Source organism: Desulfothermus okinawensis JCM 13304 (genome assembly GCF_054654515.1).
Genome location: NZ_BAAIEW010000031.1, coordinates 16,476 through 35,342, shown reverse-complemented (window position 1 = coordinate 35,342; position 18,867 = coordinate 16,476). Strand labels below are relative to the sequence as shown.

Sequence of the window (18,867 nt, the reverse complement as noted above, 5' to 3'; positions counted from 1 at the left end):
CTTTAGATATTCAATGTTATTTTTTAATAAATAATATATAAATCTATTATCGTAATCATCTTTGACTATTAAACTTCTAAAACCCTGATTTGTAGCCAATTCATTTTTTGCAATAGCTAAATAACCGACAGGAGCTCTCGATGTTAATAATACAGTTCCCTTAGGTAATAATTTAGCACTTGATTTTTCTAAACCTAATTTTGATATATATCTTTTACCATGTGATACATAAACACCATTAAAATTTGATAAATCTTTAGGAGTTAACCACGGAATATTACCATTCCAATAATCAGATATTTTTGTAGAAGGTGTTCCCCCTCCTACAATTTCCGCAACCTCTCCCAACCTAACCCTTTTCCAACCTTTAGGTATATTATTACTCATTTTCCCTTCCTATTTCTCCTATTTCTTTTTCTATTTGTTCAATAGTTGGCAAAGCGTTTTTATATTCATCTGGCAGGTGTTTTGTTAGCTTGTATTCGCTTACACCAATAGGTTTTGATATATCTCTAAGTGCATACTCTACAATTGTTTTACTCTTTTCTTTACAAATAAGAATGCCGATAGTGGGGTTATCATCCTTTCCTTTTAAAATACTATCTACAGCCGAAAGATAAAAATTAAGTTTACCTGCATATTCGGGTTTAAATTTACCTGTTTTAAGCTCAATAACTACATAGCTATGCAACTTTATATGATAAAAAAGCAGGTCTATGTAAAAATCCTCATCATCAATTGTAAGTTTATATTGCCTACCCACGTATGAAAACCCAGACCCCAATTCCAATAAAAAATCGGTAATTCGTGTTATTAGAGCATTTTCCAGCTCCTTTGACTTTGTTTTTGATATAATTACAAGATTATGCCCCCCATGGTATCTGAAAAATAGGGTGATTCTTTAATTGGGCAACAACTTGTTGCCCTTTTGTAACTTCCTGCTGCCAAAAGCTATACCATTGTTTCATGTATTTTATATTTCTATAAGAGAAACCTTTGATTTCAGGGAACTCACGTTTCAAGTCAGCACTTATCTGTTTTAAAAGTCCGTCGCCCCAATTTGCTATTTTTTGCTTTTTTACAATTTCTGAGCCCAAAAACCAATAAAGTTTAAGCATCTGTTTATTTACAGAAATAGCAGCTTTTATCTGCGCAGAGTGTATCTTGTTCTTTATCTGCGTTATGAAATTCTTATAATCCTCTGAATTAATGATATTTTCACTCATGGCTTTTTGCTTTTTTCAATTTTCAAAACATAATAAGTGCTTCTTCCTTTCCCTTCTCTTTGAATAAGATTTTTTTCAACTAATGAGCTTAAAATCTCATATGCTTTAGTTTTTTGAATATTAAGGATTTCAGTTGCTTTCTTTCTTGAGATTTTTCCATTATCCAAAAGATAAAGTAATACCCCCTTTTCTTCCAATGTTAATCGTTCGTAATCGTTCGTAATTGTCCGTAATTGTCCGTAATCGTCCGTAATCGGTCGCAATCGTTCGTAATCGGTCGCAGTTTGTATATCCTCACCCTTTTGAATTTCTGGATTATAGTTTATTTTTCTAAATGTTATCCTAAAAGAAATGCCCGGCTCACTCCATTCAAATTTTATTTCTGGATATTTTCTTAACTCCTCAGCAATTAATCTTAATCCATTTCCCCATTGTTCTATAATACCGAGTTTTTTAAATACTGATGCAAGAACTTTATTTCTTATGTCAGACTGCCCTGATTCCATATCATTAAAGTCAATAGTAGGCATTAGCTTACCAGGACTTGTAATCTCAATTTTATCGTCAAAGATAGCAATTTTTATATCTTTACCAGTTAACGAATAATCTCTATGAATAACAGCATTTCTTATAACCTCACGAATTGCAATAATTGGATATTCCCATCTATCCTTTCTATAAACTCCTTCATAGGTTGAGCCTTGAGAAATATGCCTTAAAACAAATTTATATGCTTCTACTGCTTGAAAGCTCAAAGGTTCATCAATAGTCTTTTGGTCTATAAAATTTCCGGGCACTGTTCCTTTAAACCTTGCACATTCAATTTTTGCATATGGGAAAAGTTTATTTCTAATTTCATCGTTTGATAACAATATTAAAGCGTTTGTAGGGAACTGTCTATTCTGGTCCGTATTTACTAGATTTAGTTTATTTAAAATGGTTTTGGTTAACTTTTCTCCTGTAATTTTTTCAAATTGACTGGCAAAAAGAGAAATATCCAACTCATCTACACTTTTTGAATATACAGGCAACGAGTCAAATGATATTCCTTGCTTTTGTCTTTCTAATTCCTCAATAATCTCTTTATTAGCAAGACGATTTGTTGAACCAACTCTAACGAAGGTTCCATTTTCTTTTCCTTTGCTTTTTAGATAATATGGTGGAGTATTGCCCTTAAAAATTCTAACTATTACAACATATTTCCCATTGTGATTCGCAAATAAAATTTCTGGCAAAATAAGAGGATAGCAATTATCATGAATGGTATTACTGATTATTTCTTCTATCTGCAATAACTCTTCTTCAGGCACTCCAATTACTTCTCTCGGATTGTCTTTGATACCAATATAAAGTTCACCACCTGCATCATTGGCAAACGATATAACGGTTTTACATAAATCAGATTTATTTGGCAAAGTTTCTTTAAATTCAAGCTTTCTATTTTCTGGTTGTTTTATAATTTCTTCTAACTTCATACTTTTCCCTTTATCCTTCATATGTTATAAAATTCATTATCAGCTTTATGAGTTGTTCTTTCTGCTCTGGAGGGCTTGCAGCTACAAGATAACATAATGCAGTTAAGGTATTGCTGTTGAATTTGCTAAATAGTTCTTCCTTTGATAAGTTTTCATATAAAAATTTTATAAAAAGCAAAGCTCCTATTCTTTTGTTTCCATCAACAAATGGATGATTTTTTATAATTAGATAAAGTAGATTTGCTGCTTTTTCTTCAAGTGAAGGATAAAGCTCCTCACCAGAAAAACTTTGATAAATAGTAGTTAATGCACTTTCAAAAAGCCCTCTATCTCTTTCCACTCCAAAGATTTCTGATGCCTCATTTTGCTCTATAAGGTATTTTTTAAGCTCCAATATTGCTTTTTTTGCCTCTTCATAATTTATCTTTTTTCTTTCTTTTCTTGTAATTTTTGCCTCTATTTTCCCTGTATCATATTCTTCCAGCCATCTCCATACAAGAGCATATCTTTCAATAATCTCAAGCAATCCTTTTACTTCAGAGGAAGTAAGAGAAGGGGTGGTGATATTATCTTTTATAAATTTTATAGTCTCTTCAAGCTCTTTTAATTTTTCCTGTGTAAGTCTTTTTTCATTTACAGCATAACCTTTTATGAGATAATTTTTTAAAACATTGGTAGCCCAGATTCTAAACTGTGTAGCTTTTTTTGAATTTACACGGTAGCCAACGGCAATAATTACATCGAGATTAAAATATTCAATTGTCCTTTTTACTTTCCTTTTACCCTCTGTTTGAACTGTTGCAAATTTTGCAACAGTTGAATCTCTGTCTAACTCTTCGGTTTTAAAAATATTTTTAATATGTCTTGAGATAACAGATTTATCTTTCTCAAAGAGTAAAGCAATTTGATTAAGATTCAACCATATTGTTTCTTCTTTTAGCTGAACCTCTATCTTTTTATCTCTATCTTGAAAAATAATTAACTGATTTTCATTTCTCATTATTTTCCTCATTCTTAATTTCTATCTTTTCCAAGTTCTCAAGTATCAACTTATTTAATCTTTCCTCCTCTTTTAACTGCTCCATAAATTCCGCTTTTAATTTTGTGAACCTCTCTTCAAAATCAAAATCGTCTTCTTCATTAGGTAACCCTACATAACGGCCTGGTGTTAATACATAGTCAAGCTCCCTTACTTCTTCTATTGTTGCCGATTTGCAAAATCCTTTAACATCTTCATAACTTTCATCTTCTTTTTGCCATTTGTGATATGTATCTGAAATTTTTCTAATGTCTTCTTGAGTTAAAATCCTTGTCCTTCTATTAATAAGCTTACCCATATCTCTTGCATCAATAAACAAGAGTTGTCCTTTCCTTGTTGTTTTATTTTTTCTTATAAACCAAAGGGAAGCTGGGATTTGTGTATTTAAAAAGAGTTTTGCTGGAAGGTTTACAATGCAGTCTATAATGTCATCTTCAATTATATTTTTTCTAATTTCATATTCTGCGGTTTGTTTGGTGGTAAGGGCACCTTTTGCTAAGACAAAACCTGCTTTTCCATGAGGTGCAAGGTGAAAAATAAAATGTTGTATCCAGGCATAGTTTGCATTACCAACTGGTGGAACGCCGTATTTCCATCTTACATCATTTCTAAGCAGCTCGCCGCTCCAATCACTATCATTAAAAGGTGGATTGGCTATGACAAAATCGGCTTTTAAATCTTTGTGTGCATCATTTAAAAACGAACCTTCTGGATTCCATTTTACCTGTGAGCTGTCTATTCCTCTAATAGCAAGGTTCATCTTACATAGTCTCCAGGTTGTCTGGTTGCTCTCCTGTCCATAAATGGAAATATCATTTATCTTTCCTTGATGTTCCAGAACGAATTTTTCTGACTGGACAAACATACCTCCACTTCCACAACATGGGTCAAAAACTCTTCCTTTGTAAGGTGCAAGCATTTCAACCAAAAGTTCAACAACGCTTCTTGGTGTGTAGAACTGTCCGCCTTTTTTACCTTCTGCTAAAGCGAATTGTCCTAGAAAATACTCAAATACATGCCCTAGAATATCTGAGGTCTTTTTTTGGGCGTCATCAATTGCAATATTACTAAAGAGGTCAATTAGCCCCCCAAGACAAATAGGATCAATATTTCCCCTTGCATAAACCTTTGGTAAAATTCCTTTTAGTAATGGATTTATTTTTTCTATAAGCTCCATGGCATTATCAATTATTTTCCCGATTTCAGGGTCTTTGGCATGAGCCTTTAGATAATCCCATCTTGCTTCAGGTGGAATAAAAAATACATTTTCCGCTTTGTATTCATCTACATCCTCTGGATCTGCTCCTGCGTATTCACCTTTACCTTTTTTCAATTTTTCATACAAATCTTCAAATGCCTCTGATATATACCTTAAAAAAATAATTCCCAAAACTACATGCTTATATTCTGCTGCATCAATATTTTTTCTCAATTTGTCAGCTGCTTTCCATAAACTTTGCTCAAAAGATTCTGAATTTTGTTTTTTCTTTGCCATAATAGTTCCCTTGTTTAACGTTCAATCAATGTTCAATGTTTAATGTTCAAGGTTCGAGGTTCGACGTTTTAGTACTCTTCATCTTTCTACCTTCTACTAATCACTAAAGACTAACAACTAAAAACTAATCGCCCTTCTACCTTTCACTAATCACTATTCACCTTCTCCATTTTGGTAAACTTGGCTTAAACACAAAGTCAAGGCTAATACATGTTTTACAAGACTTTTTTAAAAGATTTAATTACATTATTCCAGTGATTTATAAATATAAAAACCCTGATTTTGTTTTGTCCTTCAAGTTTTGACAAACTTGGCCTAAAAGGGATTTTCTTCAACTTAAAAATGTTGACCATTAGACAAAATTTGTTTATTTTTTGTTTCAAGTTTTGAATATATGTTCAATTGTTCTATTGAATAGGAGATAAGTATGTGTAAGCATGGGTTTTCAAAAGATGATCTGGAAATCCTGGATTTTGGTGAGAGGGAAGAAAGGGAAGAGCTTATTTTGGCACTTGCAGATCTATTTAAGATGCTATCAGATCCAAGCAGACTTAAGATATTGCTTTCACTATTAAAACATGGAGAGCTTGCTGTGTGTTGTATTAGTGAAAGTGTTGGCATGAGTGTATCTGCTGTTTCCCATCAACTGAGACTCCTCAGGGGAGCAAAGTTGGTGAAATTCAGGCGTAAGGGGAAAAATATTTTTTATTCTTTAGATGATGAACATGTGCACCTGCTACTATCTCAGGGACTTCAACATGTTCTGGAGGAAAGATAATGGAAAATTATAGTTGTACATGTAATAGTTGTTCTTGTGAGTTAGATTCTTTTTCAAATGAACAAAAGAAGATTGTATTAATGATAGTTGGTTGTGTATATTTGATAACTGCTTTTTTTGTGGAACGTATCTTAGGTTCCAATCAAGGTCTTTATCTTTATATTATTGCATATATTTTTCTGGGCTATGATGTCTTAATGGTGGCATTTAAAAATTTTTTTAAGGGACTTATTTTTGACGAAATGTTTTTGATGACAGTTGCAACACTGGGAGCTTTTTTTATTTCTGCATACTTAGAGGCGTGTATTGTTATGCTTTTCTATAAAGTAGGCGAGTTTTTGCAGGAAAAGGCGATAAACAAATCCAGGAAGACTATTTCCTCTTTGGTGGAGCTAAGGCCCTATATGGCCCGGGTAATAAAAAAAGACAGGGAGGTTTTGCTTGCTCCTGAGAAGGTAAACATGGGAGAGATAATTGAGATTATGCCAGGAGAGAGGGTGCCTCTGGATGGAGAGGTGGTAGAGGGGGAATCCTTTGTGGATACATCATCTTTAACTGGTGAGATGTTACCTAAACGGGTTTATCCAGGAAAAGAGATTTTAAGCGGATTTGTTAATGGGGATAATGTGATTAAGGTGAGGGTGACCAGGCCGTATGATAAGTCAACTATCTATAAGGTAATAGAACTAATTGAAAGGTCAGCAGAAAAAAAGGCGTCTGTGGAGAAGCTGATTAGTAGGCTTGCCAAAATTTATACACCTTTTGTAGTGGTATTGGCCCTGTGTATAGCCTGTGTGCCTCCCATTCTGTCAAATTATGGATTAATTACCTTAAGTAATCCAAAATTTTCTGCCTGGTTCTATAGGGGACTTGTCTTTTTAGTAATATCATGTCCATGTGCCCTTGTGTTGTCCATTCCCCTTGGATTTTTTGCTGGTATTGGGGGGGCATCCAGGAAGGGCATTTTGGTTAAGGGCGCCAATTACCTTGAACTTATTTCTAAAGTAAACACAATTGTCTGGGATAAGACAGGGACCTTAACCCATGGAAATTTCCATGTTCAAAAGGTTGTGTGTTTTGGCAACAAAACAGAAGAACAAGTACTCAAAATTGCATCTGCACTTGAAGCAAAGGTAAATCATCCAATTGGCTCATCCATAATAGAAGACGCGAAAAAAAGGGGGATAAGTGTAGAAGGAGCCCAGGATGTTCAAGTGGTTAGAGGCAAAGGGGTTAAAGGGAGAGTCCAGGGAGAAGAAGTTCTTTTGGGAAATATAAATTTTTTAGAGGAGAATGGGATTTTCGTAAGACAAAGTAAAGGGTTTTATCCATATCCAGGGACACAGGTCTTTGTAGTCTTAAATGGAAAGATTATTGGTGCTATTTTTATTGAGGATGAATTGAAACCTGAGGCAAGAAAAGCCATAGAAGAACTCTCAAAAATAGGGGTAAAAAGACATATACTCCTTACAGGAGATGTGGAAGAAGTGGCCAAAAAAGTAAGTGACATTCTGGGGATAAAAGAATTTTTTGCCAGATTACTGCCCCATGACAAAGTATCTTTTGTGGAAGATCTTATTAAAAATAGAAGCAAAGATGATGTGATTACATGTGTTGGAGATGGGATAAATGATGCACCAATGCTTAGAATTGCAGATGTTGGGATTGCAATGGGAAAGGGGGGAGTGGACATAGCCATGGAATCAGCTGATGTGGTGCTTATGCACGATTCCCCAATGCTTGTTAAAGATGCAGTATTAATAGGCAAAAAGACAATGGGGATTATCTGGCAAAATATAGGTTTTGTGTTGGGAGTCAAGTTTCTTATACTTGGTTTAGGTAGTGTGGGGTGGGCAGATATGTGGATGGCAATCTTTGCAGACGTTGGGGTAGCACTACTTGCAGTGCTAAATTCTCTTCGGGCCTTTGGTACATTGAAGATAGGTAATTTAAAAATGGTTGTGAATTAAAAGCTATTGTTATAAAACTCTACAAAAATATCCTGGCTCAAATTTTATAAGGTTTTAATTACATGGATTACCGTCACGAATTGTCACTTCCAGCTATTTCTATTATTAAGGCATCAGCCGGTGCAGGAAAGACCTTTGAACTGGCAATAAATTTTTTAAAGACATTACATATAAGTGCTCCTAATCCTTCTCACCTAAGAAGGATAATGGCAATTACATTTACCAATAAAGCTGCCCTTGAGATGAAGGAGAGGATACTCCTGTTCCTAAAAAATATAGCCATAAATACGGACCTTGGAATCCAGTTGAGTGAAATATCTGGGATAAAAAGAGAAGATGCCATCAAGTGGATAGATATTCTATTGGATAATTACACAGATTTTAATGTTAAAACAATTGATTCTCTTTTATTTACCATCTTTAAAGGGCTTTGTTTTGAGCTTAATATGAACCCTGAACTTGATGTAATTTTTTCTTTAGATGAGATAATAGATGAAGCATTTGATTTGCTGCTAAAGGATCTTGTTGAGAATGAGTATATGAAATTTGAGGAGATGCTAACTACCTATTTAAAGATAGAACAAAATAGGGGTTTTTACCCAGAAAAAGGAATTAAGAGAAGGTTTTTGGAGCTGTATAGCCATGCAGCATATAAGTCCATTAAACCAGTTGAACTGGAAGTTGACCAATATTATATATTAAAGCAAAAAGTCAGTAAAAGTTATAGGGATTTTTACTCATGGTATAAAAAATTAGAACCACATTTAAACAAATCTAGACTGCGTTCCCTAACACCAGAAATCCCAGAGGAAGACATTGTATATAGAAAATTTTGGCAGTATAACTTCGAAGACTTGTTTAAAAAAAATGAGATGTCCAAGGTGGATGAAAATGATTTAAATGAATTTAAGGGAGTTTTTAGTTGTCTTAAGAAAAATGTGCACGATTTCAGTATATTGTTAGGTAAATTTGCTTATTATCAGGCAGTTGGCTACACCCACGCCTTGAATAAACTCTCAGAGTACGTTGATAAGGTGTGTAGAAGGGATGGTGTTACATTACTTAGCACATGGATTGAACACATAAAAAAACAGATAAAGGAGGATGGTTGCCTCCCCCTAATCTATGCATATCTTGGGGACAGGATAAGCTATTTTTTATTTGATGAGTTTCAAGATACGTCAAGACAACAATGGGAAGCCCTTTTCCCTTTGTTGGAAGAAGCTCTGTCAAGGGGTGGGGCAATCTTTGTGGTTGGAGATGTCAAACAGGCTATTTATAGGTGGCGGGGGGGAGATTGGACCCTATTTAATGATATAAAACAGGCCTTTTATGTGGATGAGATTCACGAAAATACCTTACCATATAATTACAGATCCCATCCCCATATAGTGGATTTTATTTCCAGACTCTTTTCCCCCTTATGGGATTATGAATGGGTGAGGGACGTCTTTTCTTATAAAGTGCTCGGAAAGGAGAAGTCCATTTATGTAAGGGAACAATTTAGTGAAACACTTTTCAATGGTTATAAGGATGTGAAACAAATTCCCAAAGGATCTAGTGACAAAGACGCAATTATTAGTTTGTTTAGAATAACAGGGGACCTTGAAGAGGTTAAAGGTTATCTAAAAAAGCATGTTACAGAAAATGTGGTAAAGTTGTGGGACCTTATTTGTGAAAGGAGTGGGATTGAAAGCGTGGCCATTTTAGTTAGGAGCAATGAACAGGCAAAGGAAGTGTCTGGATGGCTTATTGAGAAAAATATTCCAGTGATAACAGAAAATTCCCTAAACCTTTGGACATCTAAAGTTATAAGGGGTATTTACTGTCTATTGCGGCTTATAATAGATCCCCGGGACACGGCCTCTTTATATGGGGTTTTACTCTCAGGGATAGTGGAAGGCCAGGTGTTTGAAGAAGATGAGTTAATATCCATTTGTGTTGGGGACAAATATGAGGATTTCACATTAAATATACATGATATTTTAGCAGAACTTAAAAGATATGTGACATATGTATCCTGCTATGAGCTTTTGATGATCATTGCCAAACTATTAAATCTGGAAAAGAGACTTTATTTTGGAGACCTTAATAAACACTGTGTTTTTTGGGAAAAACTTCTAGAAGTTACATATGAGGTGGAGGCAGAGAGCAGGCTTTGTTTAGAAGATTATCTGGATTTTTTACACACAGGAGGGCTTGATTCACAAATTGGAATTCCTGAAGACAGCAGGGCAATCCAGGTTATGACAATACACAAGGCAAAGGGACTGGAATTTGACTATGTGTTTATCCCATATACAGATTGGTATTTAGATACAAAGGGCCCTATTATAGTCAAAGATTCAGAACTCATATCTTTGTGTAAAAAGGCAGAGCTATATCTAGATGATGTTAAAATGATGAGAGACCAAATTGTGGCTGACAATGCAATAGAACTAATAAATCTTTTTTACGTTGCTTTAAGTAGGGCGAAAAAGGGGATTTATCTATATTTAACAGATTACAGTAAAAGGGGTGGTTTACTGGTATCTAAATGGATTGAGTGTTTGATTGAAAAAGCAGGATTAAAGCACAGGATTACAGATTTAATGTAAAGGTATTTTTATGCTTTATCCAAAGGTTATAATAAAAAAAATATCCAGTGATCCAGAAAATATAATTAATATAAAAAGGGGAGAAATAGCACATTTTATAATCTCAAAAATCAAGTCAATTGAGGATATTGATAACTTATATAATATTACACTTAAATCTATTTCATATTTTGGAGAGAAAATTGAGAGATGGAATATTGATGAGGATTTTATAAGACCAATTAAAGATATTTTATGCACAGACAAACTGAGTACAATAATGTTTAATGAAAATTCAAAAGATTGGAGTGAAAGAGACATCCTTATTCCTAAGGGCAATAATTTTAAATTAATAAGACCAGATAGAATAAAAATACAAAATAAAAAAATATATATTCTAGAATTTAAGAGTGAGTATTCCAAAGATATGTATAAACAACATCTTACTCAGATAAGAGAATATATGTATGTTTTTAAAAAGATGTTTAATAGACCTATTATAGGGGTTCTGGTTTACATATTTTCCAATAAGATAATGGAAGAAAGATTATGCCACGTGTAATGATTATACCCCCCTATTTAAAATTTCTTGATGTCGTAGTAAAAGATATAATAGGGGAAAATAGAGATCTATCCCAGATAAATATAATTTTTACCCACAACAGGTCCATCCATTTTTTTAACTATTATTTGTCAAAGTACATTGATAAGCCCTGTATTTTGGGCAAAATGTTTGGTTTTGAAGACTGGATAAAGGACCTCTTTTTTGAATATGGGGGGGACTTGGCAGGCTACATAACATTAAATGAGATGGAACAGGCGTATGCTGCTTACATTGCTGCAATGGAAGAGCTGCCTCCAAAATATCACCAGGGCTTTGGAGAATTTTTCTACTGGGCTTGCGAGCTGGCAAAGCTCTTCAGGGAACTGGATTTGGAAATGGTTACACCCAAAGATATCCTGTATCCCCCAGTTGAAAGGGTAGGTAAGAGGGGGGCTATCTTACTTGAAAGGTTGGGTGCTCTGTATAAAAGATATAATGATTATCTAATGGACAACAGGTTTATCACCCATCCCAAGAAACTCAGGTTTCTTGCTCAGTTAGATGATATTGAAATGGAGGGGAACTTTTATTTTGTTGGTTTTTTTGCCCTGACAAAGGCGGAATCAAATCTGTTTAAAAAATTTTATGAAAATGACAGTGTGTTTTATTGGCAGGCAGATTTTGAAAATTTACCCCGCATATATAGAGATTGGATCAATCAGTGGGATATAAAAGATTTAGGGGAGGTAGCAGTTGAAGCCCCTTGTCATAAGAGGGAAATAACCTTTATTGACTCCCATGACCTCCATACTGAGCTTAAGGAAGTTAAGGAAAAATTGCTCTCACTAAAAGATAAACTAAGCGGTCCTGATGGTCTGGCTATTATAGTTCCAAATCCAAATGCACTCATCCCACTTTTGTTTAACATACCAGAGGATCTCGAGGTAAATATTACAATGGGATACCCCTTTCAGTTAAGTGGTATTTTTGTTTTAATGGACCTTTTATTTAAGATGATTTTAAAGAAGGATACAACTTATGGATATCCCACCTATGAATTCATGAAGCTTTTAAGGGGCCCGTACCTCAGGGAATTTGATGAATTATCAACTTTTCTCAAGTGTTTGGACCAGTTTCAAGACCCCTTTATTACCCGAGACGAGGCCATGTCCCTTATTGGCAGTTTTTCTGACGAAATTATGGAGATGGGCAAAAATCCCCATTTAATTTATGAGGTTGTTGAGGAATTTTTTGAAAAAATAATTAGGTCCTTTGAAAAGAGCCATTCATTAAGAGAGCTTGGAAAAGCAATAGGTGTTTTATTGGATTTTATAAAATTCCACTTTAATAACCTTGAGTTAATGGAGAAAGAATTTGTATTCTATCTCATGGGAGCAATAGAAGACTATTTTTCTATGTCCATATTTTCAGATGAGGTGGTTAGCACACAGGAACTCTATTCCATTGCCAGGAAAATAATGACCACACTGAGGGTTCCCTTTGAAGGGGAGCCAATATGTGGGATACAGATAATGGGTGTATTGGAGAGTAGGGATTTAGGATTTCATCACCTGATTATAATTGATGCCAATGAAGGTATACTTCCAGCAGTTCCAACCCCTTCACCCCTTTTGCCTCTGGAGATAAGGGAATCAATGGGATTTCCCACCAGGGGAAAAGAAGAAAGTATATATGCATATCATTTTGAACGGCTGGTTAAAAGCTCAGAGGAGGTGACACTTCTATATCAAAATAAAATGGTATCATCAGGAAGTTTAGAAGGCAAAAGGACCAGGTCCAGATTCATAGAAAAATTGATATGGGAATTTGAAAAAGAGACCCACGAATTAATAAAAGGACCTGATGTTTCAGTGAAAACAAAAGAATATATTGTGAATTTAAAAAAATCTTCAGGAAATTTAATTATACCTGGGCGTACAGATATATTTTTAGAAAAAAGTGAAGATTTAAAAGAAAATATAGCCTCCACTATCACCCACATTAGTCCAACAATGTTAAATTTATATATCAAATGTCCAAAACATTTTTTATATAAATATATCCTCAAATTACAAACAAGACAAGAACCTGATGATATTTCTTTAAATGAACTTGGTACCATTATTCACACTACTTTGGAACTTTTTTTTAAGCGCAGTATTAAACGCAATCACTTGATAAATAAAGATAAATTAAACTTCAATTTATTAGAAGAGATATTTTTAAGTCTCTTTAATGAGAATCCTATTTTTAAAAAGATATCAAGATCAAAGAAGGACATGCTGATTGTGTCAGCAAAGTACCGTTTAAATAATTTTTTTGAAAACCTACCAGGAAAGACAGAGATACTAGCCTTGGAAAAGGAAATTAAATCAAATATATTGGTTGGTGAAAAAAAATTTATAATTCAGGGAAAAATAGATAGAATAGATAAAAGAGACCAATATACATATATATTGGATTATAAAACAGGCAGAATACCAGATAAAGGTAATATTTTTAGGGAATTTGAATTGCCTTCAATAGATGATATAGATGGTTTTTTCGAGCTATATAGATTTTTAAAAGACATACAATTACCTTTTTACATATATTTATATGGTAAGCAACATGGCAATTTTAAAGATATAATTGGTGGATTTGTGGATCTGTCCAGGGATGGAAGGGAGGTAGTGTGGGTGGACACTCGAAGGTTAAAACCAGAATCCTTAGAGAGGTACCATAATTTTTTTAAACATGATTTCCCGGAAATTTTAGGTTTTTTGATATATCATATGATAGATGGCCCTATTTTTGGCCCTGTGGATACCAATTTTTGTGAGTTCTGTGTTTACAAAATAAACTGTATTAATAGTAATTGAACCTTTATTTCTGGGTTTGTTCTATTAATTGAATGGCCCTTATGGCCAAATCTTTTATTTCAGGCTTTGAAATCTGATCATCAGCCCCAACAGATTGTCCCTTATGTAAGATCTTGTCTGTAATCATTGAAGAAAACAGGATAACGGGAATTTTCCTTAGAACAGGATCTTCTTTAATCTTTTTTGTAAGGGTAAATCCATCCATCTGAGGCATTTCAATATCAGTTATGACCAGGTTGCATCTGGTTGTTATATCACCTTCACTTTTTTTTAGTTCCATGAGGTATTCATATGCCTCCTGGCCATTTTTTGCGGCATGTATGTCAAAGCCTTTTAAATTTGATATTAGCATATTGCGTATGGTGGGTGAGTCGTCGGCAATAAGCACCTTGTATTTTTTTTTGGCCTGTTTTTCAGTTATTATGCCCTCTTCTAAGAACATTGGAACCATATCTGCTACTATTTTTTCAACATCTAAAGTGAACACAATCCTGTCGTGAAACTTTACCACACCTGTAATACATGGGGTTTTCCCTCCATATTCTATTTCAACTGGTGGAGTTACGTCTTCCCAACTAATCCTGTGTATCCTGGTGAGACCAGAGACCAGAAAGCCCACCTTCATTTTATTAAATTCTGTTATGATTATTTTACCAGTGGAATTTAGAGGTGTTTTATAGAGATATATCCCAAGGTCCAGAAGTGGCATAACTTCTTCTCTCAATCTTATTAAACCAATAAAACAGGGGTGGGGTTTAACCGGGATCCTGGTTATTTCAGGAAAACGTATTATTTCCTGGACTTTGATTACATTGATCCCGTAATATTCTTTTTCTCCTGAGGATTTTTCAATATAAAATTCAACTATTTCTAATTCATTGGTTCCAGTTTCAAGAAGGATATCAGTTGTCATAGGCCTCTCCAAAAAATAAACTAAGTTTCCCTTTGTTAACTTTTACTTTAATAGTTGAGTGCCCTTTCAAAGATTTTACAAGCAAATTTTACAGTTTCATATATATCTTCCCTGGCCTTTTCTCTATCTTGTTCTGCAGTGTTTTTAAAGGTTATTATAATACCAAATATGGAGGCAAAAAATACTTCTGCAAATTCTTGAATGTTATCCAGGGAGATTCCAATCTTTTTTAATAAATTGGCAAAGTGTTCTAAAAAGAATTTCTGGTTGAGTTTAAATTGATTTAAAATATTGGGATCTACCTTTTCATTTAATAGAAAATGGGCAAGCATGTGTAATGTTGCTTCTTTGTCAAAAAAGAAATCAACTATTCCAATGGCAAATTCTTCCAAAGAATTTGCACCTTCTTCAAGTCTTTTGAGTTGCCTGAGCCTACCTTCATTTATATCCTGCCCTAAAACCTCAAGTAAAATAGCGTCTCTATTGGGAAAATATCTGTAAATAGATGCAGGGGAAATCCCTGCCTCTTCTGCAATGTCCCTCATCCCTATTTCAGAAAAGTTTCGTGTAGAAAATAAATGTGTGGCAGCTTCTAATATGAGTTCCCTCCTTTTCTCCCGTTCCCTTTCCTTGAGTTCTAGAAATGTAGACTTTCTCTTCATTGTGTCTTTGCTCCTTAGATCAAGGGTTGCCTAAAAATTTTATTTAGGTGTATACGATCTGTAAACGGTTTTCAAGTTTAAAATGATAGTTCACATATGTTTTGCTCAACTCCTATATCCACTATTTATTCTCACATATTCATCTGATAGGTCTGAAAATAACATCTGGTATGTAAAATTTGTATCCTCTCCCATGTCCACACATAGAAATATATCCTGCTTTTTTAAATAAGGAGTCAAGATTGTATCAATATCTCCAAAAACGCCTATCCCATTTTTAAATATTTCCATGTCTCCTATTGTTATTTTTACCTTATCTACATCTATATCTGTTCCACTCCTTCCAATTGCTGCCACTATTCTGCCCCAGTTGGCATCTTCACCGAAAAATGCTGTTTTCACCAGGGGAGAATTGGAAATTACCTGGGCTATCTTTTTGGCATCTTCCTGTGTCTTTGTCCTCTTTACTTCAAGGTGAATAACCTTTGTTCCACCTTCTGCATCCTGGACTATTTTATAGGCCAGGTCATACATTACGTCATGTAATATCTTTTTGAAGTTCATCAGATCATTTTTTTCTGATATTTTTTTACCACTAGCTCCATTTGCCATTGCAATTACACAATCATTTGTGGAAGTATCACCATCCACAGAAATTCTATTAAATGAATTTTCAGTTATTTCCTTTAAAATTTCTTGAAACAATAAGCTTTCTATTGAAATATCGGTAATTATAAAAGCTAACATTGTAGCCATATTGGGACATATCATTCCTGCACCCTTTGCAATTCCAGCAACTGAAATATCTTTTTCCTTTGAGAAGGATATCTTTGGAAAGGTATCTGTGGTCATTATTGCCTTTGCCACATGTATAATATTTTTTTTCCCCAGATTTTTAGATAGTTTTTTAGCTCCAATTTCCCAGCGTTTCATTTTAAATTGTTCTCCAATAACACCAGTAGAGGCAGGTAGAAGTAAATTAGGATCAACTTTTAATTCCTGTCCAACTAGTTCAAGGCTTTTTTCACAATTGTAAATCCCTTGTTCTCCTGTTCCCGCATTTGCAATACCTGAATTTATAACAATACCCCTTGCTATGTTATTCATCTTTTTGATCCTATTAATACATATATATATTGGTGCTGCTCTAAATTTATTTTGGGTGAAGACCGCTGCAACATTAGCGGGTTTTTCAGAAAGGATTAATCCCAAATCATCCCTTTGTTTGTACCTAAAATTTGCCTCTGCTGTTGAAAATAGATACCCTTTTGGAATCTCTATCATAAGTGGCTCCTTTGGCTCCTTGGACTTAGTTAATTGGTTACTTTTATATGATTATTTAAAATAAACAAATTTTTTAAGTGGTTGGTGTATCCTGAATGAAAAGACAATAACAGTAAATTGACAAAAAGACAATTTCTGTTAATCCTCATAATCAGCAAGAATAGTGATTAGTGAGCAGTTTTTGATTTTTAGTTGTTAGTGGTTAGTCTTTAGTTGTTAGTGAATAGTGAAAGGTAGAAGGGCTAAGGATGAAGAGTACTAAAACGTTGAACTTTGAACATTGAACTTCAGGCACATACACAGATAACATACACATTAAAGCTTGAGACTTCGGAGCTAAAGGAATAGGCAGAAAATTAAATTAAGGGTGTTATGGGGAGGTATTATGTCATCAGATGTTTTTTCAGAAATAACGATTGGAAATTGCAAGGTAAAAAATAGATTTGTCCGCTCAGCCACGTGGGAAGGACTTGCCTCAGAAAAAGGTGAAGTTACAGAACCCTTGATCAAGGTTATGGAAGAACTGGCAAAGGGAGAGGTTGGGCTAATAATCTCTGGTCATGCATATGTGGATAAAAGAGGTCAGGCAAGTCCATGGCAGCTGGGGGTATATTCAGATGAGCTTATAGATGACCTAAGGAAAATTCCAGAGGCAGTCCACAGGTACGGTTCAAAGATATTTTTACAGATAGCCCACAGTGGTGTTTTTTTCTTTAGTCCAGAAGGAAGAGATGGTATGGGTCCATCAGATTTTGAGATAAAGAGCGATTTTAGGTCAGCTAAGGCAAGGGAAATGACTAAGAAAGAGATTCAAGAGGTAACCTTTAAGTTTGCCCTAGCTGCCAAGAGGGCAAAGCTTGCTGGATTTGATGGTGTGCAAATCCACAGCGCCCATGGATACCTGTTAAGTCAATTTTTGTCTCCTTATTTTAACAAAAGGGATGATGAATATGGAGGGGATATTAAAGGGAGATCAAGGCTTCTTTTAGAGGTATATCTTGCCATACGGGAAATAGTTGGAGAAGATTTTCCTGTAATAGTAAAGATAAATTGTGAAGATTTTTTGGATCCTCAGATGTCTTTTGGAGAAATGCTCTATGTATCAAAACTGTTAGAAGAAAATGGTATAGATGGCATTGAAATGAGCGGAGGGACCCTTATATCTAAAGATTTGATTCCATCAAGGACCAAAAAGATTGCAAATAAACTGGGAGAGATTTATTATCTAGACCGTGCAAGGGTTTTTAAACAAAAGATCTCTGTGCCACTTATTTTAGTTGGGGGCATAAGGAAGTTTGATTCCAGTAATCAACTGATCAAAGACAACATCTGTGATATGGTTAGCATGTCCAGACCCTTGATCAGGGAACCCCATCTTGTTTCCAGGTGGAAGTCTGGGGATGTAGAGGACGCACTGTGTGAGTCTTGTAATATGTGTTTTAAACCTGCTCTAATGGGCCAGGGAATATATTGTTATCTGGAGAAAAAAATGGAGAAACGTGAAACTTAAGCCCAGTTTGTCATTTTGATAAACTGGGCTTGAGAAAAAAAAGGAAGGTGAAAAATGATTCCAAAGACGTTTAAATTGAAAAATGAAGTTATTGTTGGCAGGCTTTCCCGTGGAAGTGATTTGATTGTAGAACTCACAAGAATATGTAAAATCAAGAACATAACAAATGGAATTGTCCATGGAATAGGCGCTCTAAAATTCGTGACAATTGGATATTATGATCAGGAAAAGAGAGGATATATTCTAAATAAGATTGAAAAACCTGTGGAGGTCCTGGTCCTAAAAGGGAATATATCAATGAAAGACAATGATCCATTTGTTCATGCCCACATAGTTCTGGGAGACAGAAAAGGAGATGTCTATGGAGGCCATTTAACAGAGGGAAGCTTTGTGTTTGCCTTTGAATATACAATAATTCCATTTGAAGGGGGTTATTTGAAAAGGGAATTTGATGAAGAAACAGGGCTCTATTTATGGGGCTTATAGGGTTATATTTTAAAGGCTGTTTTTTAGTTGATTTTTTATGGTAGGGGG

The 18,867-nt window shown here is 34.6% G+C and carries 16 protein-coding genes; 7 read left to right on the top strand and 9 right to left on the bottom strand.

The window, feature by feature from the left end; translation table 11 throughout:
* From ACYQ0O_RS11400 to ACYQ0O_RS11375, 6 genes are all read right to left on the bottom strand, one after another.
* Positions 1 to 387: restriction endonuclease subunit S (locus ACYQ0O_RS11400; protein ID WP_459893159.1), on the bottom strand; the 387-nt coding region annotated here is incomplete at its 3' end.
* Positions 380 to 853: a PDDEXK nuclease domain-containing protein gene (locus ACYQ0O_RS11395; RefSeq protein WP_459893161.1), complete on the bottom strand. Its 474-nt coding sequence runs from the start codon at positions 851 to 853 to the stop codon at positions 380 to 382. The genes ACYQ0O_RS11395 and ACYQ0O_RS11400, both read right to left, overlap by 8 nt.
* 10 nt (positions 854 to 863) lie before the next feature.
* Positions 864 to 1,226 (bottom strand): DUF1016 N-terminal domain-containing protein, encoded by a 363-nt coding sequence (locus tag ACYQ0O_RS11390; protein ID WP_459893157.1) that lies wholly within the window; start codon positions 1,224 to 1,226, stop codon positions 864 to 866.
* On the bottom strand, positions 1,223 to 2,701 hold the full coding sequence (locus ACYQ0O_RS11385; protein ID WP_459893155.1) for an ATP-binding protein: 1,479 nt from the start codon (positions 2,699 to 2,701) through the stop codon (positions 1,223 to 1,225). The genes ACYQ0O_RS11390 and ACYQ0O_RS11385 overlap by 4 nt, the downstream gene beginning before the upstream one ends.
* Positions 2,702 to 2,711: 10 nt before the next feature.
* Entirely contained in the window at positions 2,712 to 3,701 is a 990-nt protein-coding gene (locus ACYQ0O_RS11380) for a virulence RhuM family protein/type II toxin-antitoxin system death-on-curing family toxin (RefSeq protein ID WP_459893153.1), read from the bottom strand.
* A complete protein-coding gene (locus ACYQ0O_RS11375) occupies positions 3,691 to 5,235 on the bottom strand; it encodes a type I restriction-modification system subunit M (RefSeq protein ID WP_459893151.1) in 1,545 nt (514 codons plus the stop codon). Before ACYQ0O_RS11375 ends, ACYQ0O_RS11380 begins: the two co-directional genes overlap by 11 nt.
* A gap of 427 nt (positions 5,236 to 5,662) precedes the next feature.
* On the opposite strand from ACYQ0O_RS11375, the gene ACYQ0O_RS11370 reads away from it, so the two are divergent.
* From ACYQ0O_RS11370 to ACYQ0O_RS11350, 5 genes are all read left to right on the top strand, one after another.
* A complete protein-coding gene (locus tag ACYQ0O_RS11370) occupies positions 5,663 to 6,013 on the top strand; it encodes an ArsR/SmtB family transcription factor (protein WP_162507544.1) in 351 nt (116 codons plus the stop codon).
* Positions 6,013 to 7,983: a heavy metal translocating P-type ATPase gene (locus ACYQ0O_RS11365; protein ID WP_459893148.1), complete on the top strand. Its 1,971-nt coding sequence runs from the start codon at positions 6,013 to 6,015 to the stop codon at positions 7,981 to 7,983. Before ACYQ0O_RS11370 ends, ACYQ0O_RS11365 begins: the two co-directional genes overlap by 1 nt.
* 62 nt (positions 7,984 to 8,045) lie before the next feature.
* Entirely contained in the window at positions 8,046 to 10,580 is a 2,535-nt protein-coding gene (locus ACYQ0O_RS11360) for a UvrD-helicase domain-containing protein (protein WP_459893146.1), read from the top strand.
* Between the two features lie 10 nt (positions 10,581 to 10,590).
* A complete protein-coding gene (locus ACYQ0O_RS11355; RefSeq protein WP_459893144.1) occupies positions 10,591 to 11,121 on the top strand; it encodes a hypothetical protein in 531 nt (176 codons plus the stop codon).
* Positions 11,109 to 13,964, top strand: a complete 2,856-nt coding sequence (locus ACYQ0O_RS11350; RefSeq protein ID WP_459893142.1) for a PD-(D/E)XK nuclease family protein — start codon at positions 11,109 to 11,111, stop codon at positions 13,962 to 13,964. Before ACYQ0O_RS11355 ends, ACYQ0O_RS11350 begins: the two co-directional genes overlap by 13 nt.
* 4 nt (positions 13,965 to 13,968) lie before the next feature.
* Here the strand turns inward: ACYQ0O_RS11350 and ACYQ0O_RS11345 are convergent, their stop codons facing one another.
* The 3 genes from ACYQ0O_RS11345 to argJ all read right to left on the bottom strand — a co-directional run bounded on the left by ACYQ0O_RS11345 (position 13,969) and on the right by argJ (position 16,823).
* Complete coding sequence (locus tag ACYQ0O_RS11345) at positions 13,969 to 14,877, bottom strand: chemotaxis protein (protein ID WP_459893140.1); 909 nt, start codon at positions 14,875 to 14,877, stop codon at positions 13,969 to 13,971.
* 47 nt (positions 14,878 to 14,924) lie between these two features.
* Positions 14,925 to 15,539: a TetR/AcrR family transcriptional regulator gene (locus ACYQ0O_RS11340; RefSeq protein WP_459893138.1), complete on the bottom strand. Its 615-nt coding sequence runs from the start codon at positions 15,537 to 15,539 to the stop codon at positions 14,925 to 14,927.
* Between the two features lie 105 nt (positions 15,540 to 15,644).
* Positions 15,645 to 16,823, bottom strand: coding sequence for a bifunctional glutamate N-acetyltransferase/amino-acid acetyltransferase ArgJ (gene argJ / locus ACYQ0O_RS11335; RefSeq protein ID WP_459893136.1), 1,179 nt, complete (start codon positions 16,821 to 16,823; stop codon positions 15,645 to 15,647).
* Between the two features lie 385 nt (positions 16,824 to 17,208).
* On the opposite strand from argJ, the gene ACYQ0O_RS11330 reads away from it, so the two are divergent.
* Both ACYQ0O_RS11330 and ACYQ0O_RS11325 read left to right on the top strand, forming a co-directional pair.
* Positions 17,209 to 18,333, top strand: a complete 1,125-nt coding sequence (locus tag ACYQ0O_RS11330) for an NADH:flavin oxidoreductase (RefSeq protein ID WP_459893134.1) — start codon at positions 17,209 to 17,211, stop codon at positions 18,331 to 18,333.
* A gap of 54 nt (positions 18,334 to 18,387) precedes the next feature.
* Positions 18,388 to 18,819, top strand: coding sequence for a PPC domain-containing DNA-binding protein (locus ACYQ0O_RS11325; protein ID WP_075069514.1), 432 nt, complete (start codon positions 18,388 to 18,390; stop codon positions 18,817 to 18,819).
* Positions 18,820 to 18,867: the final 48 nt, after the last annotated feature.